Raw genomic sequence first — 22,103 nt, 5'->3', positions numbered from 1 at the left:
CCTATCCTGCCTGCGCCCTGGAGGCTATAATCCCCGCATCTTTTCTTTAAAACGGGTACGCAACAATGATCCGCAGCATGACCGCCTACGCCCGGCGTGATATTAAGGGCGAATGGGGCAGCGCAGCCTGGGAGCTGCGTTCCGTTAACCAACGCTACTTAGAAACTTACATTCGTTTGCCAGAACAGTTCCGCAGTCTGGAACCGGTTATTCGTGAACGCATCCGTGGCCGCTTAACTCGCGGCAAAATTGAGTGCAACCTGCGTTTTGAGCTGGATGCCAGTGCACAAAGCTCTTTGATCCTTAATGAAAAACTGGCAAAACAATTAGTGGAAGCTGGTAACTGGGTCAAAATGCAAAGTGATGAAGGTGAAATCAATCCAGTCGATATTTTGCGCTGGCCGGGAGTCATGGCCGCCGAAGAACAAGACTTGGATGCCATCAGTACCGAGCTGATGCAGGCACTGGATATTGTGCTCGATGATTTTATCATTTCGCGCGAAACCGAAGGTGCGGCACTGAAAGCACTGATCGAACAGCGTCTTGATGGTGTGAGTGCAGAAATTGTTAAGGTTCGTGCGCACATGCCAAACATCTTGCAGTGGCAGCGTGAGCGCCTGCTAAACAAGCTGGAAGAGGCACAAGTTCAGTTGGAAAATACCCGACTGGAGCAGGAATTAGTGCTAATGGCGCAGCGTGTAGATGTGGCTGAAGAACTGGACCGTCTGGAAGCACACGTCAAAGAAACGCACAATATCCTGAAGAAGAAAGAAGCCGTCGGTCGTCGCCTTGATTTTATGATGCAAGAATTTAACCGCGAATCGAATACGCTGGCATCAAAATCGATCAATGCCGAAGTGACCAACTCAGCCATTGAGCTGAAAGTGCTTATCGAGCAAATGCGCGAACAGATTCAGAATATCGAGTAACTACTTTTGTTTACCAGTTTTGCTAAAACCCGGAGAAATCCGGGTTTTTATTATTTTGCCTGCGCCAAGTGAAGCAGCGGGAAAGCCCTCCCTTCACCATCCAGTTCTGAGCGACCGGTTTTTACAAAGTCGCATTTCAAGTAAAAGGCTAACGCGGCAGGATTTTGTTCATTCACATCCACAGTGAGTTTCCCTTTTAAATGGTGAGCATGAGACAACAAGGCTTTACCGACGCCTTTGCCATGATAAACAGGATCAACAAACAACATTTCTACATTATTACCATCAAGACCCATCAGCCCCACCGCCTCTCTGCTATTTTCGAATAACCAAACCTCCAGTGCAGGCAAATAGATATCCCGAACTCTCGGCAAATAGAATTGAATATCGGCCTCAGTCAGAAACACATGTGTTTCTCTAACTGCCTTTTCCCAAATATCAACTAAGCGAGGGGTATCAGCGGGTATAGCTCTTCTTATCATTCGTCTCTCAAACTCTCATATCTCATCTGTGTAGGACAATTATCACTGACAATTAAAAAGTTAAACAAGCACGCGCCTGATTTTAAACAATATGGGGCATTCGTTTTTTTTCCCCCGTCATCTGAAGTATGTTAAACAAATAGAATCAGTTGCCATATTGTCCAACACTCCCTGCGGAGAAATTATGATTGCCACAACAACTTTACTACTGTTTTCCGGTGCTTGTGTGGCGCTCGCAGCAACACCTGGGCCAGATATGCTACTCATCACATCCCGCAGTATCACTCAAGGGAGAACGGCTGGCTTCGCCTCACTAGCAGGTATTCAGTTGGGTACTTATTGCCATACTTTGGCTGCCGCTTTAGGGCTTTCACAACTATTTGTGGTGGTTCCGCTAGCTTATGATGCAGTACGGATTGCGGGTGCCTGCTATTTACTTTATCTGGCGTGGAAAACATTCGCATCGACTCGACACATTACGGTGAAAATAGCACAACAGCCCGCATCTACGCACAGAGCCTTCCGACAAGGGCTATTAACCAATCTACTTAATCCCAAAATGGCGCTGTTTGTTTTAGCTCTGTTCCCACAATTTATTACCCCTCAGTCGGGTTCAGTTGTTGTGCAAATGCTGCTATTAGCAACCATTCTGAATGCTATTGGCTTGATAATTAACGGCAGCCTGATTTTAGTCGTCAGTAACATGCGTAATCGCTTTAAGGCTGGGCTGTTTGCATCCCGCTGGCCAAACTATTTACTCAGCGGAGTCTTTACCGGATTAGCGTGTAAATTGCTTTTCGATAGTCGCAAGTAAAACTACTAGTATCGGAATTATGTGAATAAACAAGGAAAAGGATATGCAGTTAACGGTGCTGGTTGATAACAATACTCTAATAGATAAATATCTGACAGCCGAGCCAGGTGTCTGTTATCACCTTAAAATTGATGGGAAAACATTCCTGTTTGATACCGGCTACTCTGACGTTTTCCTACGTAATGCGGCAATTTTGGGTATTGATATCAGCGATATAGATAGTGTAATCATCTCTCATGGTCATAATGATCATAGCTGGGGCTTAACCCATCTCGCTCAACATCTTGACCGCACCAACTACTCTGGCGTGAAGAAAATAAAGCTAGTGGCTCACCCCAATGCTTTTGTACCAAAATACCATGAAGGTAAATCAATAGGTGCTAACTTACCGGCCGATAGTTACCCTTCGTTTTTCGAACGAATTAATCAGACTGGTGTTTATTATCTTACTGACAATTTGCTTTTTTTAGGTGAGATAGTACGCAGTAATGATTTTGAAGGGCTGCATCCTATAGGAAAAACTATTAATTGTTGCGGTCATGAAGTTGACGATTTTGTCATAGATGACAGTGCGATAGTTTATACCAGCTCTGAGGGGATCGTGATTATTACCGGCTGCTCTCACTCTGGGGTCTGCAATATTATTGATTATGCAATTAAAGTCACTGGCGATAAACGCGTTCGGGCTGTTATTGGTGGGTTTCATCTATTAAATGCAGAAACATCTACCCTCGCCAGAACATCCGACTATTTTAAGCAACTCAATGCACAAGCACTCTATCCCTGCCACTGTACTGACTTAAAAGCTAAAATAGCACTAGCCGATGCGGTCGACATAGAAGAGGTGGGAGTCGGAATGGTACTTAACTTTAAATAACAGTCCGGTTTAAGTGAGACAAAAAAACAAGAAACCATCCCAAGATTGTCGTCACTATTAATGGCGGCATAAAATCCCGAATTGGTTTGAGCTGATAGTGGCCACAGTTAAAATGAAATATGCAGATTGCTGCCATTGGCATACGTTCATCATCAACTTGCTTAAAAATACACTTATCCCTCATTAAACACCTCAGTAAAGTGTTTCACATCTTTCCTTTCTCATTTTAGGATTTAGCCTAAATGAGCGTAACAATATAAAAAATAGTGTCTTTTATTTTTTTCATGCTTAACTTTCATCACAACCTGAAAGTAGAAAGAGCATTTACTATGATTATCGCTACTATCTGCGATCTGGAATGAAGAAATTACACATATACTTTATTAGGTGGGTACTCTGGATAGAGTCCAACTCTACAGGTCAGGCTGGTTATCATCACTGGGAAGTCCAGAAATAGCACCCTCTTAATTTCTGGCTAAGGTAAGTAAAAGATACATATAAACTTTTAGGGGATCGCATATGTTCCAAGACCAAGACACATCGATCCTCAACACCTATTTTGGTACTCATAGCCCTTTTTGGCGACTTGCCTTTGATAGCCAGGCTTTAGAGTTATCAGCAATTAAAGATATAGCAAATATCGCAATACCTCTTAATTCTGTACAAACAATGAAAATCCGGAGCTTAACCGGTATTACTACCAGTTTAGATATTGAAATTGAGATTTATGGCCATCCCCTACATTTACATCTTGTTGGCCGAAAAATTAATGGCAAAGAGTGGGGAGGAACGGCCTCAGCCTATGCCGATACTGAGTCTGTCGCTCGTGATTTGGTTATGGGCCTTTCTTTCGCGGAACAGGTTGTTTCTGAAGCCAACTCAGTGATTGTGATTCTAGATAAAAATGGCTGCGTACAACGATTTAACCACCTTAGCGAAGAATATACCGGTAAGAAAGAGCAAGATGTTATTGGCAAAAATGTTTACGACTTATTTATGACAGCCAAGGAAGGAGCATCGTCACGAAAGAATATTGAGGGTTTTTTTCAGCGTGGTGCGTCTTATGAAGCAGAACGTTGGGTTAATACCGTCAAAGGAAAGCGTCTCTTCTTATTCCGCAATAAATTTGTTCACAGCGGTAGCGGAAAAAACGAACGCTATCTTATCTGTTCCGGCACTGACATTACCAAAGAACGACGCGCCCAAGAGCGCCTTAGGATTTTGGCTAATACCGATATGATTACCGGTTTACCTAACCGTCATGCCATTCATGAGCGTATTAACAGTGCAATCCAAACCCGCGGTGACAGCTCAGTGGGTATTATTTATCTCGATCTCGATAACTTCAAAAAAGTAAATGACCACTATGGCCATATGTTTGGTGATCGGTTACTGAAAGATGTCTCGCTGGCAATTTTAAGTTGCTTGGGTGACAACGAAATGCTTGCCCGGTTAGGGGGTGATGAATTTATTGTTCTGGTCGAAAACGCCACCTTGGATTTGCTGGAAACAACCACACAGCGAATTCTCAACCGCATGAAATTACCTTTCCGAGTTGGATTGATCGAGGTATATACCGGCTGTTCTATTGGCATTGCACTATGTCCAGAGCATGGTGATACGCTGGAAAATATTATCCGTAGTGCAGATACAGCCATGTACACCGCGAAAGAACTTGGGAAGCAAACCTATTCTATCTTCTCGCAACAGATGAATAAAAAAGTATCAGAGTATGTTTGGCTCGATACCAATTTACGCAAAGCTATAGAACAACATCAATTACAAATCTTTTACCAACCCAAAATATCTACCCAAACGGGAAAAGTGCTCGGTGTCGAAGCTCTCGTCAGATGGCTATCGCCTGAACGAGGTTTAATTGCTCCTCAGGAGTTTATCTCATATGCGGAAGAGTCTGGGCTTATCCGGCCTTTGGGTAAATGGGTACTACAAACGTCTATGCAACAGGCCGTGGATTGGAAAAAACGTGGAATTAACCTACGAATTGCAGTCAATGTTTCTGCCCGACAATTAATTGATGAAGCTATCGTTACCAGTTTTATTGAGTCTCTTGAAGCCTGTGAGTTGGAGTCTAGCCTGGTCGATGTTGAATTAACTGAAAGTTGCTTAATTGATAATGAAGATGCCGCTATCAATATAATGAAACAGCTACGCCACTTAGGTGCTCAAGTTCACTTAGATGATTTTGGTACTGGTTATTCTTCGCTCTCCCAGTTAGCGCGCATCCCTATAGATGCCATTAAACTGGATCAAAGTTTTGTTCGCCATATTGACACTAATCCTATTTCACAATCTTTGGTAAGAGCCATTATTGTTGTCGCCGAGGCATTAAAAATGCAGGTTATTGCCGAAGGAGTTGAAACGAAAGAGGAAGAGGAATTCCTGGATTCTATTGGCGTTGATGAGAAACAGGGATTCCTTTACGCCAAACCAATGCCCGCAGATAAACTGGAGCATTGGCTGGTAACACAACACCCTCACCTTTTACTGGATTAGGTGTAAAGACTATATCGCTTTTGGCATTCCCGAAGTATGCCTGTCTTGCAGCATAACCAACCTTTCAATATAGGCGATATCTTTCGGCTCAATAGAAAATGCAGAGTCAACCCAGTCTTCTGTAATATCCATTAATTCAGAACGAGTTAATTGTAAAACACGCTGCCGGACTCGAACCATCGCCCTCATTCCATTTAGCTTAGGCTTGATAGTATCTATAAATGTTCGCGTCGCGACATAAGCATCCCCAGGCTGAAATAACTTATCGACTAACCCACGACTCTCATACCACTCAGCCGCGTGAGATTCCCCAGTCCAAATTAGCTGTTCTGCCACCCTCATACCTGCCTTTCTGGCGACCAGTGAATATCCTCCCATACCAGGGAATAAATTAAATGCAATCTCCGGAAAACCCATTCTGGCGGTTGTCTGTGCCAACACAAAATGATGAGCCAATGCCGCTTCAAATCCCCCACCTAATGCGCTGCCTTCAATCATCGCAATAGATATAGCACCAGTATCAAACCCACGAGAGGCGGCATGAACACAGTCAACACAAGCACGAGCATATGCCATTAGCGCTTCTCGCTTACGATTTCTAATCATTTGAGCGAAAAAATTTAAATCCCCTCCCACATTAAACATATTGGGTACGACTGAACCTGTTACCCAAAAATCTATCGGTAATTTTGACTCTTTAGCTGCTTGGGCCAACGTCATAATATTTTCAATTAACTCAAGGTTAAAACAAGGCCGTGGATGAGCACGCAGTAACATCCATAAAGTATTACGGCCCTCTTCGTAATAAGCAGATATTTGAGATAAATGACCGGCTTCAGTAAATGAACGGCAGCTAGGCAGATTAATCATATTCATATTCCATCCAATGAGTGAGTTAAACACAAGTAGCCCTATCGCCTAATCCTCCTTGAGGAAACGCTAAACTCGCCTTAATGACGACAATTTAAGCTGGCAGATAAATAGTGAGTCACCCAATGGATAAATGATGAGTAAAACAGTGAAAATTTAAACAACTGGCATCTTTAGGGTACGATTAAAGAATCGGTAGAATATGTATTTTTAAGAAGATTAAAATTCAGATGAAAAAAATCTTCTGATATGGATAAAATGCTGACTGACCTTTATCCCTGACGGATTTTTTATGTTGCAGATTCTGCATTTTCTTTTGGCATTGATTGCTATAGCAGTTTTGGCTTTACTGGCTAGCCATGACCGTAAAAACATCAGGCTTCGTTATATTTTTCAGCTACTGGTTATAGAGATTGCTCTGGCTTATTTCTTTTTACACTCGGAAAGCGGACTAGGGGCAATAAAGTATTTTGCTGGATTATTCGAATCTTTGATGAAATTTGCTTCAATAGGCACCAGTTTTGTTTTTGGCGGGATGAATGAACAAGGCCTGGCATTTATATTCCTCAACGTTCTTTGCCCAATTATTTTCGTATCAGCATTGATTGGTATTTTGCAGCATTTCCGTATATTACCCCTCATCATACGGGTAATAGGCACTCTACTATCCAAAGTAAATGGCATGGGTAAGCTAGAGTCATTCAATGCTGTGAGTACGTTGATTCTGGGGCAATCAGAGAATTTCATTGCCTATAAAGGCATTATCGCCGATATATCGCCACGCAGAATGTACACCATGGCAGCAACAGCGATGTCGACAGTTTCTATGTCAATTGTTAGTGCTTATATGACCATGTTAGAACCGAAATTTGTTGTAACAGCACTCATACTGAATATGTTTAGTACTTTTATTGTTCTTTCTATTATTAACCCTTACCCCGCAACAGAAGAACCTGAGTTAAAACTAAATAATTTACATGAAGACCAAAGTTTTTTTGAAATGCTTGGAGAATATATACTGGCAGGATTTAAAATTGCGATGATAATAGCCGCAATGTTAATCGGGTTTATTGCCATCATTTCAGCGATTAATGCTTTATTTAGCACCTTATTCCATATCAGTTTCCAAGGCGTGCTGGGTTATCTATTTTATCCATTGGCGCTATTAATTGGCATACCAGCTCAAGATGCTTTGCATGCAGGAAGTATTATGGCGACCAAACTGGTAGCAAATGAGTTCGTTGCCATGATTGAACTGAAAAAAGTGGCTGCCGAAATGTCTCCTCGAGGTTTGGGTATTCTTTCTGTATTTTTAGTCTCTTTTGCTAACTTTGCTTCTATTGGGATCGTCGCGGGAGCTATTAAAGGTCTGAATGAACAACAGGGTAACGTGGTTTCGCGATTTGGATTAAAGCTGGTGTACGGTTCAACTTTAGTCAGCTTACTTTCTGCGGCCATTGCCGGACTTGTCTTGTAAAGGCTCATTCCGACCGAATAAAATCAGTAATATCAACGGCCTTTTACCTCTAATAAGGAGATGAAAGGCCAGAAGTTCTGGTCTAATGCTCGCCGCTAGAAATCAACACAAACAGTAGCATCAACCCGCATAACTGATTCTTGTGCAAATTGCTGTTTATAGCGGGTGCGTACAGCTTCAATAGCAGTTTCTTTGTCAGCTTTATGGATAAGTACCAATGCCTTACTGTTTTCTTTAGCTACAGTGCCATCATTACCTAACCATTGCCCTTTAGCATCAATAACTGTCAGGCCATCTTTGAAACGACTGGTCACATCATTATCAACAAAAGACTGCCACTCAGTAGATGAAATAACAGGGCCATGAGGTCGGTTCAAACCAAAATAAAGCGTCGTTTGTGTCATCGGTTCACCTTTAATACAGGTGGGAGGAGAAACCTTAATCGTTGCTGTATTTGCCTGAGCCGTTCTATCAACGCAACCACTGAGTAATACTCCAACCGCTGCGATTCCAGCCAAGAGCAGCGCTCGATATTGAAACGAATGAAAACACTGACCCATAAAGAATCCCACTGAAATAAAAGATAAAATAGAGATAAAAGCTACCATTGGATGAATCACTCTGCAATCAGGAGGGATCATCACCAAATAACTTGCGAACCCCATCTCAACAATTGATTTTTACCCTAGATTTATTAATGATAAATAAATCTATTATTGTTTTTTTATCAATATATTTTAATCAGATAATTAATATTTGGATTAGATTAAATAATTCGAAATGTATAGTTTAGAAAATCTCAGGCGCGATAATTTTGCATAGTGGCTACGCTGCCGCCTTTGTCGCCCTTAAGAAATTACATTCAATATGCTACTCAGTGTTCTTTATATTATCGGTATCACCGCTGAAGCCATGACCGGTGCACTGGCTGCTGGTCGCCGTCAGATGGATATGTTTGGCGTCATCATTATTGCATCGGCAACTGCTATTGGTGGCGGTTCGGTCAGAGATATGCTGCTGGGTCACTATCCGCTTGGATGGGTTAAGCATCCTGAATATATTGTGATTGTTGCTGTTGCCGCTATCGTCACAACGTGGATGGCACCATTAATGAAGCACTTGCGTCATCTATTTTTAGTACTTGATGCTATCGGGCTTATTGTTTTTTCTATTATTGGCGCACAGATTGCCCTCGATATGGGGCACAGCACGATCATTGCAGCCATAGCGGCTGTAATTACCGGTGTCTTTGGTGGTGTCCTGCGGGATATGTTCTGTAACTGTATCCCTTTGGTATTTCAGAAAGAAATTTATGCCGGTATCTCATTTGCTGCTGCCTGGATCTATATCGCCCTACAATACACGCCACTCTCTCATAACTGGGTTGTTGTTATTACGTTGGTCACTGGCTTGAGTGCTCGATTGCTGGCTCTGAGATTTCGGCTTGGCTTACCCGTATTCAAGTATGAGCATTCTGAACATTAACCCAAACCCAAAGATAACTACTCTTCGGGGCTGAATCCCGCAATTCCCTGCTGTGATAAGAAGTCAGCCATCATTTGTACCTCTGGGTGATGCAAAAAATGATTAATTTGTTTTGCTCTAACCTGCCCAATGCCCGGCATTAAACGCCATTCGGCAAGACTCCGTTGCCGTAAAGAGTGCCACGGAGAATCAATAGGTATACCTTGTGGGAACCCCAAAGCCTGTAACCATTGAGAAAAAGGCTGTTGCCTGGCACGTTGAAATTGCTGATAAATCTTTTCTGCCCGGCCTTGACCAATACCTGGAACCGCCGCGATTTGCTCTACAGACAGTGATAACCAATCGAGTAGATCATTGATAAGCCCATGATGGATAAGTTCGCGCCAAAGCCCATTCCCCACACTCGGCATATCTAAACCGCTTGTACCACTAAGCCATGCTAAGCGAGATAAGAACTGAGGTTCGCACTCAAAAGGTAAACGGCGAAAACAAGTTAACTGATGGAATTTATCTGCGTCTGGCGGCACAATCTCCTGCCGCTGACTCACGCGCCAGATAACCTTATCCAATCGTGGAATACCCTGCCCAGCTAATGAAAGAGTCACTTGATCTCCAGGTACGATATCCCACTGCTTCCAACGGGCAATCGACCCAATATTTACTCGGCGAATCCATTTATCATCAATTTTTACCGGTACAACCTGTAAAATAGCGGTGATTTTGCCAGTGCGACCCACTGTAAAATGGATATCTTTGATTTCAGTTATTTGCTGGGGAGGCGGATATTTCCACGCCACAGACCAGTTTCCTGGTGTTGCCTGCCAATAACGCCCCGCGGGCACATTTTCTTGACGGACAACCACTCCATCAGTCACAAAAGGTAGTGGCATTTTAAACCAGCGATTCCGCCACTGGGCAACATCACTACTGGAAATGACGGGTTCGCTGTAGTGTGCAGTTAGAGGAAAGCCCATTTCTTGTAACAATCGGCTCTTTTCCACCATACTTTTTGGCCCATCCGGCCATGCCCAGATAAAAATACCCAGTTTAGCTAGCAATGGGGATACAGACTTACGCATCAAAGCCCCTGCAACAGATGCTCTGGCATTGACGCCTCCTGATTGCGCTTGTTGATGACCCACCATTTGCAGAAATACTTCCCCTTGCAGAGTTAATAAGGGGGGAGCGCTGGCAATATATTGAGGAATAGCAGAAATAAATGGTGCTTTATCAGTCCAGTCTTGGCCTTTCAAACCATTTCCTCGACTCAGAACTTGGGTTAATTTTCCCGCCTGATACACCAATGTGACTGCAACTCCGTCTATTTTAGGTTGTACCCAAAGGTTTTTACGCCCCGCCATCCAGTTAATGAGTGCAGCTTCATCTTTAAGTTTTTTTAAGCCGGTATGAGCAACAGGATGAAGCATCTTTCCATTACCCAGTATGAGTCTGTTATTCGTGCTATCAGGTAACCCATGGCATAAACGCCACCTATGCAATTTATCCTGTAACTGATCATAGATTTCGTCTGCAATCGGGCTAATACCCTGCTGGTGATAAGCAACATTCCATTGCTTCAACTGATTCTCCAGGAGATGAATTTCTCTCGACATTCTTTCTTCTGACCATTCATGGCAAACAGATTCTGCTCTGGCTTGCCAACTGATAAAACTAACCATCAGTAGGCTTAGTATTTTCATTTTGTGCACACTCATCAGTACCTCCCTTTGATGAGTGGCAGTAAAACCTGAAATAGTGCATCCGTCGAAGGCGAAAAAACTCAGATGCGGGAGTGATCGAGGAATACTTTTTCACTTGCTGAAACAAGCCGAAATTACGCAATGCTTCCCGCAAAATCATAAAAACGTGCTGTTTATGAGCGAAACATTCAGGTGAAATGCGTTGTAACGCTGCATGACGCGTAGCAGCCGTGTATACTGTGCGGAGATTCACACTTCTGCTTTCTACATATCAACCTAATCAACTGAAACGTCATCATGGTTCAAGGTACGCTATACATAGTTTCCGCACCCAGTGGGGCGGGGAAATCAAGCCTGATTCAGGCTTTGTTAAAAACACAACCTTTGTACGACACGCAGGTTTCTATTTCTCATACCACGCGTGCTAAACGTCCTGGGGAGAATCACGGCGAGCATTACTTCTTTGTTTCCAAGGAAGAATTTTGCCAGATGATTGATGACGATGCTTTTCTTGAGCATGCCAAAGTATTTGAGAATTACTATGGCACCTCACGTCTGGCAATTGAGCAGGTTCTCGCAACCGGTGTTGATGTGTTTTTAGATATCGACTGGCAAGGCGCGCAGCAAATTCGCGCAAAAATGCCGACCGCGCGCAGTATCTTTATTTTGCCCCCATCCAAAGAAGAATTGGATCGCCGTTTACGCGGCCGTGGGCAAGATAGTGAAGAGGTTATTGCAAAGCGAATGGCGCAAGCTGTCGCGGAAATGACCCATTATGCAGAATATGATTATTTAATCGTGAATGATGACTTCAATCTGGCATTGTCTGATCTGAAAACCATTATTCGCGCTGAACGACTGCGTTTAGGCCGCCAAAAACAGCGGCATGACGCTTTAATCACCAAATTATTGGCAGACTGAACAGAGTTTCAGTATCATGCCCAGTCATTTCGTCACCTGTGGAGTAGCAGAATTATGGCACGCGTAACTGTTCAAGACGCTGTAGAGAAAATTGGTAACCGTTTTGACCTGGTGTTGGTCGCTGCTCGTCGGGCACGTCAAATCCAGTCCGGTGGTAAAGACGCACTGGTTCCAGAAGAAAACGATAAAGTTACTGTGATTGCGTTGCGTGAAATCGAAGAAGGCCTGATTACTAATCAGATTCTCGATGTGCGTGAACGCCAAGAACAGCAAGAGCAGGAAGCCGCAGAGATCCAAGCGGTAACCGCTATTGCTGAAGGTCGTCGTTAATTAGACAGCGAGTCTGCTTTGTACCTGTTTGAAAGCCTGAATCTGCTGATTCAACGTTACCTGCCAGAGGAGCAGATTAAGCGCCTCAAACAGGCATATCTTGTCGCGCGTGATGCTCACGAGGGTCAGACACGCTCCAGTGGTGAGCCTTATATCACTCACCCAGTTGCTGTGGCCTGTATTCTCGCGGAGATGCGGCTCGATTACGAAACCTTAATGGCGGCGCTGTTACATGACGTCATTGAAGATACTCCTGCCACATATCAAGATATGGAGCAGTTGTTTGGGAAAAGCGTAGCCGAGCTAGTCGAGGGTGTCTCTAAACTCGATAAACTGAACTTCCGTGACAAGAAAGAAGCCCAGGCGGAAAACTTCCGCAAAATGATCATGGCGATGGTGCAGGATATCCGCGTCATTTTGATCAAGCTGGCTGACCGCACCCATAATATGCGAACTCTGGGCTCCTTACGCCCGGATAAGCGTCGCCGTATTGCCCGCGAAACCCTTGAAATATATAGCCCATTAGCCCACCGGCTGGGTATTCATCATTTAAAAACCGAGCTGGAAGAGCTGGGTTTTGAAGCGCTCTATCCCAATCGCTACCGCGTGATTAAAGAAGTGGTGAAAGCTGCTCGTGGTAACCGCAAAGAGATGATTCAAAAAATTCTGGCGGAGATTGAAGGGCGTCTGACGGAGGCGGGGATACCTTGCCGTGTCAGTGGTCGAGAAAAGCATCTCTATTCCATCTATTGCAAGATGAATCTGAAGGAGCAGCGTTTCCACTCCATCATGGATATCTATGCTTTTCGGGTTATCGTTAAAGAAGTCGATACGTGCTATCGGGTATTGGGACAGGCTCACAGTCTGTATAAACCGCGTCCTGGTCGAGTAAAAGATTATATTGCCATCCCTAAAGCTAACGGCTATCAATCATTGCATACCTCATTAATCGGTCCTCATGGGGTTCCGGTAGAAGTGCAAATCCGTACTGAAGATATGGATCAGATGGCTGAAATGGGGGTTGCTGCACACTGGGCATATAAAGAGCAAGGTGAGTCCGGCACCACCGCACAGATCCGCGCTCAGCGCTGGATGCAAAGTTTGCTGGAGTTACAGCAAAGTGCGGGCAGCTCATTTGAATTTATTGAAAGTGTAAAATCTGATTTGTTCCCCGATGAGATTTACGTTTTCACTCCGGAAGGGCGCATTGTTGAACTCCCTGCCGGTGCAACACCTGTCGATTTTGCTTATGCCGTGCATACCGATATTGGTCATGCCTGTGTCGGCGCGCGCGTTGACCGCCAGCCCTATCCGCTTTCTCAGTCTCTGAGCAGTGGCCAGACTGTTGAGATAATTACCGCTCCAGGTGCAAGACCTAATGCCGCCTGGCTGAATTTTGTGGTCAGCTCTAAAGCACGCGCCAAAATTCGTCAATTGCTGAAAAACCTGAAACGTGATGAGTCGGTAAGCCTTGGCCGTCGATTACTGAATCATGCCTTAGGGAATGGTCGAAAACTGTCTGATATTCCTGAAGAAAATATCAAACATGAACTGGATCGCATGAAGCTGGCTACGCTGGATGATTTGTTAGCAGAAATTGGCTTGGGTAATGCAATGAGTGTGGTGGTGGCTAAAAACCTGCTGGGTGACCCATCCACATTGGCAACTTCTGGTACACGTAATCTGGCAATTAAAGGTGCCGATGGTGTCCTGATTACTTTCGCCAAGTGCTGCCGTCCGATTCCGGGTGACCCCATTATCGCCCATATCAGTCCGGGCAAAGGTCTGGTTATCCATCATGAATCCTGCCGTAATATTCGTGGCTACCAGAAAGAGCCTGAGAAGTTTATGGCAGTTGAATGGGACCAAGAGACTGAGCAAGAGTTTATTGCTGAAATTAAAGTCGATATGTTCAACCAGCAAGGTGCCCTGGCAAATCTGACCGCAGCGATTAATGCGGCCGAATCTAATATTCAGAGCCTGAATACTGAAGAGAAAGATGGCCGGGTATACAGCGCCTTTATTCGCCTGACTACTCGTGACCGAGTCCATCTGGCTAACATTATGCGTAAAATTCGTATCATGCCAGATGTGGTCAAAGTCAGCCGTAACCGTAATTAACGCCTATGAATCCTCAACGCTATGCGCGGATTTGTGAAATGCTTGCGACCAGGCAACCGGACTTAACGGTTTGCCTGGAAGAAGTACATAAACCTCATAATGTATCCGCGATTATTCGCACTGCTGATGCCGTCGGTATTCATCAGATTCATGCGATTTGGCCTACCCCTGCAATGTACACTCGGCTCTCTTCGGCTGCCGGTAGCAACAGTTGGGTTCAGGTAAAAACACACTCGCATATTACCGATGCCATTACTCATCTGAAGTCGCAGGGCATGCAAATACTCGCGACTCATCTGTCTGATAAAGCAGTAGATTTCCGTGAAATTGATTATACCCGCCCAACCTGTATTTTAATGGGACAGGAAAAAACCGGTATATCTAAAGAAGCCTTGGCCATGGCAGATAAAGACATCATTATTCCGATGATCGGGATGGTGCAATCACTGAATGTATCAGTCGCTTCAGCGCTAATTTTATATGAAGCGCAGCGCCAACGGCAGAATGCCGGTATGTATCAGCGAACTCAGAGTGTTTTGTCAGAAGATGAGCAACAGCGGCTATTATTTGAAGGTGGCTACCCGGTACTGGCACAAGTGGCTAAACGTAAAGGGCTTCCTCAGCCTTATATTGATGAGCAGGGTCAGGTTATTGCCGATGCGCAATGGTGGTCTGCCATGCAATCCACGGGGGCTTAAATGAGAGGCCGCCTACTGGATGCCGTACCCCTCAGTACACTTTCCGGTGTTGGCGCAAGTCAGGCTGGAAAGCTGGCGAAGATGGGGCTGGAAACCATTCAAGATTTGTTGCTTCACCTTCCGTTACGTTATGAGGATCGCACCAGGTTATACCGAATTGGCGATCTGTTGCCCGGACTGTCGGTCACTGTTGAAGGTGAAGTTCTCCGTTCAGATATCAGTTTTGGCCGCCGCCGCATGATGACCTGCCAAATCAGCGATGGCAGCGGTGTGCTTACCCTGCGCTTTTTCAATTTCAATGCCGCGATGAAAAATAGCTTATCTCCAGGCAAGCATGTAATTGCCTATGGTGAAGCTAAACGGGGTAATACTGGCCCGGAAATCATTCATCCTGAATATCGGGTGCATGGCGAAAATATTGGCGTTGAATTGCAGGAGTCATTGACCCCCGTTTACCCCACCACGGAAGGCATTCGCCAGGCAACGCTGCGTAAACTGATTGATCAAGCGCTAGCGATGCTGGACTCCAGTGTTATTGCCGAATTGCTACCGATTGAATTAAGCCGCTCGCTGATCAGCTTGCCAGAAGCTATTCATACTTTGCATCGTCCACCAGCAGATATTCAACTGGCTGATTTAGAGCAGGGCAAACATCCCGCACAGCGGCGCTTAATAATGGAAGAGTTGCTAGCCCATAACCTCAGCATGCTGGCAGTCAGAGCGGGAGCGCAGAGCTATCGGGCGCTACCACTGTTACCTGAAGAACAACTTAAACGACGTTTTCTTGCGGCATTGCCCTTCACGCCAACCCATGCCCAGCAACGGGTCGTGGCCGAAATCGAACAAGATATGACGCACAACTTCCCCATGATGCGGCTGATTCAAGGGGATGTGGGTTCTGGCAAAACTCTGGTTGCGGCACTGGCTGCACTGCGCGCTATTGCGCACGGTAAGCAGGTTGCATTGATGGCGCCGACTGAATTACTGGCTGAACAGCATGCGAATACTTTCCGCCAGTGGCTGGAGCCTTTAGGTTTGGAAGTTGGCTGGTTGGCTGGGAAACAAAAAGGCAAGGCGCGCCTGGCACAACAAGAAGCGGTCGCGAGCGGCCAAGTCTCTATGGTCGTGGGGACTCACGCCATGTTTCAGGAACAAGTGCAATTCTCAGGATTAGCTCTCGTTATTATTGATGAGCAGCATCGTTTTGGTGTTCATCAGCGGCTCGCGTTATGGGAAAAGGGTGAGGAGCAAGGCTTCCATCCGCACCAGTTGATTATGACCGCAACGCCCATTCCCCGCACTCTGGCCATGACGGCCTATGCTGATCTTGATACCTCAGTAATCGACGAACTGCCACCGGGTAGAACACCGGTCACAACAGTGGCAATTCCGGATACTCGCCGCAGTGATGTGATTCAACGGGTCAAAAATGCCTGTTTAGAAGAAGGGCGGCAGGCTTATTGGGTTTGTACCTTAATTGAAGAATCTGAACTGTTAGAAGCTCAGGCTGCTGAAGTCACCTGCGAAGAGCTGAAAATCGCCTTGCCGGAGATTAAAGTTGGTTTGGTTCATGGCCGGATGAAAGGGCCAGAAAAACAAGCTGTTATGTTAGCCTTTAAGCAAGGTGAATTGCAGTTACTGGTTGCCACTACAGTAATTGAGGTTGGGGTTGATGTTCCAAATGCCAGTTTGATGATTATCGATAACCCAGAGCGATTAGGATTAGCACAATTACATCAGTTACGTGGCCGTGTTGGCCGTGGTGCTGTCGCTTCACACTGTGTTTTGCTGTATAAAACGCCGCTGAGCAAAACAGCTCAAATGCGTTTGCAAGTGTTGCGCGACAGTAATGATGGTTTTGTTATTGCTCAGCGGGATTTGGAAATACGTGGCCCCGGTGAACTCTTAGGCACACGTCAGACCGGCAGTGCCGAGTTTAAAGTGGCTGATTTACTACGTGACCAGGCAATGATCCCAGAAGTGCAACGGGTAGCTCGGCACCTACATCAACAATATCCCGAACATGCACAGGCATTGATAGAACGCTGGCTACCTGAGCGAACACGTTATACCAATGCTTGATGAATAAAGGGCGGATAAAACCGCCCCTTAAGACTATTAACTTACAACAGAATTATCCCACGATTGCGGGGAAGATTGGCAGTAACAGATACAGCTTAATCACGATAACATTGACGATATCAATAAAGAACGCACCAACCATTGGCACAACCAGGAAGGCTAAATGCGATGGGCCGAAACGGTCAGTAATGGCCTGCATATTGGCAATAGCCGTCGGTGTCGCGCCTAAACCGAAACCACAATGCCCCGCAGCTAACACTGCCGCATCATAGTTTTTGCCCATCAACCGATAAGTAACGAAGATAGCGTACAGTGCCATCGCCAATGCCTGTACCGACAGAATCACCAACATCGGCAATGCCAATGATGCCAGCTCCCACAACTTTAGACTCATCAAAGCCATTGCCAGGAACAGAGACAAACTGACATTACCCAGCACCGAGACTGCGCGATCAAACACTTTATAGAAGCCGATTGCCGACAGTGTGTTACTGAGAATAACCCCAACAAATAACACACAAACAAAGGTCGGTAATTCGAACATCGTATCCTGCAACCCGGCAGAAATCACTTGGCCAACCATGAGGCAAATCGCGATCATGGCGATAGTTTCAGTCAATACCAATGAGGTGATCATACGGCCAGCAGAGGGCTTTTCAAAAGCTGAAGGGACTTCGCTGTCCTCTGGGGTGCCATCTGGAGTGGAAGAGTGTTTTACCAAATAGCGCGCCACCGGGCCGCCAATCAACCCCCCCAGCACCAAACCAAATGTTGCGCATGCCATTGCCACTTCCGTTGCATTTTCAAAGCCATAGCGCTCAACAAACACTTTACTCCACGCTGCCCCCGTGCCGTGCCCACCTGATAGAGTAATTGAACCAGCTAATAAACCCATTAGCGGGTCTAACCCCATCAGTTTCGCGAGAGCAATACCAATCGCGTTCTGCACCAGTAGCAGGCCGACGACCACAAAGACAAACACACTCAAGGCCTTGCCGCCGGCACGTAAACTGGCCAGATTAGCATTCAAGCCGATTGTTGCAAAGAATGCCAGCATCAAGGGATCTTTCAGCGACATATCAAAACTGATTTCCCAGCCAAGGGTCTTTTGTATCAGCAGCATCATAAAAGCTACCAACAGACCTCCTGCAACCGGTTCAGGAATGGTGTACTTTTTTAGAAAAGGGACAGTTTGTACAAGTTTTCGGCCTAACAATAAAACCAAACAGGCCGCAACTAGCGTGCCATAGGTATCGAGATGAAACATCTTGGTACTCCATGCGATTGAAATATCGAATAAAAATATGACGTTAGACAGTTCCTTAATAAACGCCAAAACAGTAAGAGGGGGGATTAGAAAAAAAAATGCCTCTAATTACAAGTTTAGTAATAGAAAAACATGAACAAGCATGGGTATAAATATTTAAAAAAATGCAGCGCAACCGATTGCTTTTGTGAGGCGGATCATTAAAATGCCCTCTTTGCCGATCCGGGAATGCCACTCCATGTCTACGCAATCCGCCGAACTTGATACACCACAGCAGGCAACTACTCGCCCTAGCGAATTAATTTATCGTTTAGAAGACCGCCCCCCACTCGCTCAAACTCTGTTTGCTGCATGCCAACATTTATTGGCTATGTTTGTTGCAGTGATAACTCCTGGCCTATTGATTTGTCAGGCTCTGGGACTGCCAGCGGAAGATACTCAACGTATTATTAGCATGTCACTGTTTGCCTCCGGTCTGGCATCACTGCTGCAAATTAAAACCTGGGGGCCGGTTGGTTCTGGCCTGTTATCCATTCAGGGCACCAGTTTTAACTTTGTTTCTCCACTGATTATGGGTGGTTTGGCATTGAAAAATGGCGGAGCGGATATCCCGACCATGATGGCAGCCCTGTTCGGTACTTTGATGGTCGCATCTTGTACTGAAATTATATTGTCCCGTTTCCTGCATCTGGCGCGGCGCATTATCACCCCACTGGTATCCGGTATCGTGGTGATGATTATCGGCCTGTCATTGATTCAGGTTGGGCTGACATCTATTGGTGGCGGATATGGTGCGATGAGCGACCATACATTTGGTTCACCTAAAAACCTCATGTTGGCGGGCGCAGTACTCGTGGTCATTATCTTATTAAACCGCCAGCGCAACCCGTACCTGCGTGTCGCCTCACTGGTTATCGCCATGGCTGTGGGCTACCTGCTGGCTTGGGCGCTGGGCATGCTGCCCGAAAGCCGCCCTGTCGTTGACACCGCACTGATCACTATCCCGACGCCTCTATACTATGGCTTATCTTTTGACTGGAACCTCTTGGTGCCATTAATGCTTATCTTCATGGTGACCTCACTTGAGACCATCGGGGATATTACGGCGACCTCGGATGTATCAGAGCAACCCGTTCATGGCCCGCTGTATATGAAGCGCTTAAAAGGTGGTGTTTTGGCGAATGGTTTGAACTCCATGCTATCAGCCGTGTTCAATACCTTCCCTAACTCCTGCTTCGGCCAAAATAATGGGGTTATCCAATTAACCGGCGTTGCCAGTCGTTATGTCGGTTTTGTTGTCGCACTGATGCTGATTGTGCTGGGTCTGTTCCCGGCCGTCGCTGGGTTCGTACAACATATCCCAGAGCCTGTGCTGGGTGGTGCCACTCTTGTGATGTTCGGCACAATTGCCGCTTCCGGTGTGCGTATCGTGTCACGCGAAACCCTTAATCGTCGCGCAATTATGATTATGGCGTTGTCATTAGCTGTCGGGATGGGCGTGGCGCAGCAACCTCTGATTCTGCAATTTGCACCTGATTGGATCAAAACCCTGCTTTCTTCCGGGATTGCTGCCGGTGGTATTACTGCCATCGTACTTAACCTCATCTTCCCACAAGAAAAATAATCTTTGCGTTAACACGTTGTTGAAATGGCCGGTCGTAAATGACACCGGCTATTTTTTTATGCTCCGATAACTGATTGTCTATTGAGCTAATGGGCAATTTGCGGCATAAACAGAGTTCCGTATACAGACAGGCGTGGAAATACCGGATGAAATTTCTCGGGAAAGTGCTGCTAACGTTATTACTGCTACTAGTGCTGTCGATAGTGCTGTGCTACGTGCTGCTTCAGACCAGTTGGGCTGCCGGTTGGCTAAGCCGCTGGGTGAGTGATAACAGCGAATATCGCCTCTCTCTGGGGAAAATAGATCACTCATGGTCCCAACCTGGGCAAGTCAGCTTTACTGATGTCACGCTAGGTCGAACCAATCAACCCGCATTTCTTATTGCCCAGCAAGCCATATTGGGTCTGAGTTGGCGACAACTGACTGAACCTCGTCATTTCCTCAGCCTCAATTTGCAAAATGGGCGCTTAGCGCTCAATAACAGTACCTCACCATTACCTTTGCAGGCTGATACCTTACGGCTGACCAATATGGCGCTGAATACCACTATTGAACCGCAAAATAAGGCAGGCCAATGGAAAGTAACAGGCCAGCAAGTCAATGGCGGGTTGATCCCTTGGCAACCATTGCCCGGAAATAGTCTGGGCGAAAATGCTCAATTTCAGTTTAGCGCCGGCTCTTTGACCATTAATGGCATCACAGCTGAAAAATTGTATCTACAAGGCTCAATACAGAAAAATGCCCTAACTTTTAGTAACTTCGGGGCTGATATCGCGCAAGGAGAACTGACTGGAAGTGCCAGTCAATCGGCTGACGGTAGTTGGCTGGTCGACCGCCTGCGCTTGAGTAATATCCGTCTACAAACTCCTGCGACATTAGAAGATGTCTGGAATACATTTTTACAGCTCCCTCCTATCACGCTAAAACGATTTGATTTAATTGATGCGCGTGTTGAAGGGAAAAGCTGGGCATTTAATGATTTAGATCTCACGCTGAAAAATATCACGTTTAAGCAAGGCGACTGGCAAAGTGATGACGGTGAATTATCCCTTAATGCTGGTGACATTATTAAAGGTAATATTCATCTGATTGATCCTATCGCGACGTTTACGTTATCGCCAACTGGGGTGGCAATTAATCAGTTCTCTACACGCTGGCAAGATGGTCTATTGAGAACCAAGGGAAGTTGGCTGCGTGATAGCCACCGACTACAACTTGATGAGCTGACACTGGTAGCTCTAGTTTATACCCTACCCACGGACTGGAAACAGCAATGGCAACAAACGCTACCAAACTGGCTGTCTGAGGTTTATATCAGTAAGTTGAATGCTAACCGTAACTTATTAATTGATATTAGTCCGGATTTCCCGTTCCAAATTACGTCGCTGGATGCTGCCGGGATTAATTTACTGCTGGCAAAAAACCATCAGTGGGGGATGTGGTCAGGCTCATTAATGCTAAATGCCGGGAATGCGACTTTTAATAAAAATGATGTCCGCCGCCCATCATTGGCTCTAAGCGCCAATGAACAGCAGATTACGGTTAGTGATTTAAGTGCGTTCACCAAAGAGGGGTTACTGGAATCTACTGCGGCTATTGATCAAACACCTGGCAGAGCGTTATCCCTTGCGCTGACTGGCCGATCTGTCGACCTTAATATCTTACAAAACTGGGGCTGGCCAGCCTTACCGCTACAAGGGCTTGGTAATCTGAAATTACAGATATCGGGTAACCTGACAGCAGATATGCCATTGAAGCCCACTATTAATGGCACTCTACAAGCCACTGACAGCCACGGACAACAAGTTAATCAAACTATGCGGCATGGTGAGATACAGACCGTAGCAGGGCAGTAAACGAGCTTAAACAGTGCTCCCAAGATTCTGTTAGCAATCACTTGAAACACAAACCG

At 45.6% G+C, this 22,103-nt stretch carries 18 protein-coding genes; 13 read left to right on the top strand and 5 right to left on the bottom strand.

The genetic code is table 11. The annotated features are described in order from the left end of the window. Positions 1-65: 65 nt before the first annotated feature. Positions 66-929, top strand: a complete 864-nt coding sequence (locus FTB31_RS21075; RefSeq protein ID WP_005165870.1) for a YicC/YloC family endoribonuclease — start codon at positions 66-68, stop codon at positions 927-929. 50 nt (positions 930-979) lie between these two features. Here the strand turns inward: FTB31_RS21075 and FTB31_RS21070 are convergent, their stop codons facing one another. Continuing rightward, positions 980-1,411, bottom strand: coding sequence for an acetyltransferase (locus tag FTB31_RS21070; protein ID WP_050076929.1), 432 nt, complete (start codon positions 1,409-1,411; stop codon positions 980-982). Positions 1,412-1,595: 184 nt separating this feature from the next. Here FTB31_RS21070 and FTB31_RS21065 point away from each other — a divergent pair, with 184 nt between their 5' ends. The 3 genes from FTB31_RS21065 to pdeR all read left to right on the top strand — a co-directional run bounded on the left by FTB31_RS21065 (position 1,596) and on the right by pdeR (position 5,616). Next, entirely contained in the window at positions 1,596-2,225 is a 630-nt protein-coding gene (locus FTB31_RS21065) for a LysE family translocator (protein ID WP_050076928.1), read from the top strand. A gap of 43 nt (positions 2,226-2,268) precedes the next feature. Continuing rightward, positions 2,269-3,102: an MBL fold metallo-hydrolase gene (locus FTB31_RS21060; RefSeq protein WP_050076927.1), complete on the top strand. Its 834-nt coding sequence runs from the start codon at positions 2,269-2,271 to the stop codon at positions 3,100-3,102. 519 nt (positions 3,103-3,621) lie between these two features. Continuing rightward, positions 3,622-5,616: a cyclic di-GMP phosphodiesterase gene (gene pdeR, locus FTB31_RS21055; RefSeq protein ID WP_050076925.1), complete on the top strand. Its 1,995-nt coding sequence runs from the start codon at positions 3,622-3,624 to the stop codon at positions 5,614-5,616. A 9-nt stretch (positions 5,617-5,625) separates the two neighbouring features. Here the strand turns inward: pdeR and FTB31_RS21050 are convergent, their stop codons facing one another. Beyond that, on the bottom strand, positions 5,626-6,492 hold the full coding sequence (locus tag FTB31_RS21050) for a crotonase/enoyl-CoA hydratase family protein (protein ID WP_050076924.1): 867 nt from the start codon (positions 6,490-6,492) through the stop codon (positions 5,626-5,628). Positions 6,493-6,778: 286 nt separating this feature from the next. Between FTB31_RS21050 and FTB31_RS21045 the strand changes: the two genes are divergently transcribed. Beyond that, on the top strand, positions 6,779-7,963 hold the full coding sequence (locus FTB31_RS21045; RefSeq protein WP_077175569.1) for a NupC/NupG family nucleoside CNT transporter: 1,185 nt from the start codon (positions 6,779-6,781) through the stop codon (positions 7,961-7,963). Positions 7,964-8,058: 95 nt separating this feature from the next. Here the strand turns inward: FTB31_RS21045 and FTB31_RS21040 are convergent, their stop codons facing one another. Then, positions 8,059-8,523: a DUF3574 domain-containing protein gene (locus tag FTB31_RS21040; RefSeq protein WP_050076922.1), complete on the bottom strand. Its 465-nt coding sequence runs from the start codon at positions 8,521-8,523 to the stop codon at positions 8,059-8,061. Positions 8,524-8,830: 307 nt separating this feature from the next. On the opposite strand from FTB31_RS21040, the gene FTB31_RS21035 reads away from it, so the two are divergent. Next, positions 8,831-9,448, top strand: a complete 618-nt coding sequence (locus tag FTB31_RS21035) for a trimeric intracellular cation channel family protein (protein WP_005176012.1) — start codon at positions 8,831-8,833, stop codon at positions 9,446-9,448. A 17-nt stretch (positions 9,449-9,465) separates the two neighbouring features. On the opposite strand, the gene ligB is transcribed toward FTB31_RS21035, so the two are convergent. Beyond that, entirely contained in the window at positions 9,466-11,163 is a 1,698-nt protein-coding gene (ligB, locus tag FTB31_RS21030; RefSeq protein WP_227731761.1) for an NAD-dependent DNA ligase LigB, read from the bottom strand. 282 nt (positions 11,164-11,445) lie between these two features. Here ligB and gmk point away from each other — a divergent pair, with 282 nt between their 5' ends. From gmk to recG, 5 genes are read left to right on the top strand one after another with little or no spacing between them, the layout of a single operon-like run. Beyond that, entirely contained in the window at positions 11,446-12,069 is a 624-nt protein-coding gene (gmk, locus tag FTB31_RS21025; protein ID WP_004704191.1) for a guanylate kinase, read from the top strand. Between the two features lie 54 nt (positions 12,070-12,123). Next, a complete protein-coding gene (rpoZ, locus tag FTB31_RS21020) occupies positions 12,124-12,399 on the top strand; it encodes a DNA-directed RNA polymerase subunit omega (protein ID WP_004392061.1) in 276 nt (91 codons plus the stop codon). 18 nt (positions 12,400-12,417) lie between these two features. Continuing rightward, positions 12,418-14,520: a bifunctional GTP diphosphokinase/guanosine-3',5'-bis pyrophosphate 3'-pyrophosphohydrolase gene (gene spoT / locus FTB31_RS21015; protein ID WP_005165887.1), complete on the top strand. Its 2,103-nt coding sequence runs from the start codon at positions 12,418-12,420 to the stop codon at positions 14,518-14,520. Positions 14,521-14,525: 5 nt separating this feature from the next. Next, a complete protein-coding gene (gene trmH / locus FTB31_RS21010; protein WP_139343747.1) occupies positions 14,526-15,218 on the top strand; it encodes a tRNA (guanosine(18)-2'-O)-methyltransferase TrmH in 693 nt (230 codons plus the stop codon). Further along, on the top strand, positions 15,219-17,300 hold the full coding sequence (recG, locus tag FTB31_RS21005) for an ATP-dependent DNA helicase RecG (RefSeq protein ID WP_019080332.1): 2,082 nt from the start codon (positions 15,219-15,221) through the stop codon (positions 17,298-17,300). A 52-nt stretch (positions 17,301-17,352) separates the two neighbouring features. Here the strand turns inward: recG and gltS are convergent, their stop codons facing one another. After that, on the bottom strand, positions 17,353-18,567 hold the full coding sequence (gltS, locus tag FTB31_RS21000) for a sodium/glutamate symporter (protein WP_227731760.1): 1,215 nt from the start codon (positions 18,565-18,567) through the stop codon (positions 17,353-17,355). Positions 18,568-18,805: 238 nt separating this feature from the next. Here gltS and FTB31_RS20995 point away from each other — a divergent pair, with 238 nt between their 5' ends. Both FTB31_RS20995 and FTB31_RS20990 read left to right on the top strand, forming a co-directional pair. Further along, entirely contained in the window at positions 18,806-20,191 is a 1,386-nt protein-coding gene (locus FTB31_RS20995; RefSeq protein WP_019080334.1) for a uracil-xanthine permease family protein, read from the top strand. A 146-nt stretch (positions 20,192-20,337) separates the two neighbouring features. After that, positions 20,338-22,047, top strand: coding sequence for an AsmA family protein (locus FTB31_RS20990; RefSeq protein WP_227731759.1), 1,710 nt, complete (start codon positions 20,338-20,340; stop codon positions 22,045-22,047). The last annotated feature ends 56 nt before the right edge of the window (positions 22,048-22,103 follow it).

Source organism: Yersinia proxima (assembly GCF_902170785.1).
GTDB lineage: Bacteria > Pseudomonadota > Gammaproteobacteria > Enterobacterales > Enterobacteriaceae > Yersinia > Yersinia proxima.
The sequence above is the reverse complement of the archived record's forward strand: the minus strand, read 5'-3'. Positions and strand labels throughout refer to the sequence as shown.

What these genes read in the sequence shown, in the direction of transcription:
- FTB31_RS21075 (WP_005165870.1), top strand. Translation starts at nt 66, where the DNA reads ATGATCCGCAGCATGACCGCCTACGCCCGGCGTGATATTAAGGGCGAA.
- FTB31_RS21070 (WP_050076929.1), bottom strand. Translation starts at nt 1,411, where the DNA reads ATGATAAGAAGAGCTATACCCGCTGATACCCCTCGCTTAGTTGATATT.
- FTB31_RS21065 (WP_050076928.1), top strand. Translation starts at nt 1,596, where the DNA reads ATGATTGCCACAACAACTTTACTACTGTTTTCCGGTGCTTGTGTGGCG.
- FTB31_RS21060 (WP_050076927.1), top strand. Translation starts at nt 2,269, where the DNA reads ATGCAGTTAACGGTGCTGGTTGATAACAATACTCTAATAGATAAATAT.
- pdeR (WP_050076925.1), top strand. Translation starts at nt 3,622, where the DNA reads ATGTTCCAAGACCAAGACACATCGATCCTCAACACCTATTTTGGTACT.
- FTB31_RS21050 (WP_050076924.1), bottom strand. Translation starts at nt 6,492, where the DNA reads ATGAATATGATTAATCTGCCTAGCTGCCGTTCATTTACTGAAGCCGGT.
- FTB31_RS21045 (WP_077175569.1), top strand. Translation starts at nt 6,779, where the DNA reads ATGTTGCAGATTCTGCATTTTCTTTTGGCATTGATTGCTATAGCAGTT.
- FTB31_RS21040 (WP_050076922.1), bottom strand. Translation starts at nt 8,523, where the DNA reads ATGGGTCAGTGTTTTCATTCGTTTCAATATCGAGCGCTGCTCTTGGCT.
- FTB31_RS21035 (WP_005176012.1), top strand. Translation starts at nt 8,831, where the DNA reads ATGCTACTCAGTGTTCTTTATATTATCGGTATCACCGCTGAAGCCATG.
- ligB (WP_227731761.1), bottom strand. Translation starts at nt 11,163, where the DNA reads ATGAGTGTGCACAAAATGAAAATACTAAGCCTACTGATGGTTAGTTTT.
- gmk (WP_004704191.1), top strand. Translation starts at nt 11,446, where the DNA reads ATGGTTCAAGGTACGCTATACATAGTTTCCGCACCCAGTGGGGCGGGG.
- rpoZ (WP_004392061.1), top strand. Translation starts at nt 12,124, where the DNA reads ATGGCACGCGTAACTGTTCAAGACGCTGTAGAGAAAATTGGTAACCGT.
- trmH (WP_139343747.1), top strand. Translation starts at nt 14,526, where the DNA reads ATGAATCCTCAACGCTATGCGCGGATTTGTGAAATGCTTGCGACCAGG.
- recG (WP_019080332.1), top strand. Translation starts at nt 15,219, where the DNA reads ATGAGAGGCCGCCTACTGGATGCCGTACCCCTCAGTACACTTTCCGGT.
- gltS (WP_227731760.1), bottom strand. Translation starts at nt 18,567, where the DNA reads ATGTTTCATCTCGATACCTATGGCACGCTAGTTGCGGCCTGTTTGGTT.
- FTB31_RS20995 (WP_019080334.1), top strand. Translation starts at nt 18,806, where the DNA reads ATGTCTACGCAATCCGCCGAACTTGATACACCACAGCAGGCAACTACT.
- FTB31_RS20990 (WP_227731759.1), top strand. Translation starts at nt 20,338, where the DNA reads ATGAAATTTCTCGGGAAAGTGCTGCTAACGTTATTACTGCTACTAGTG.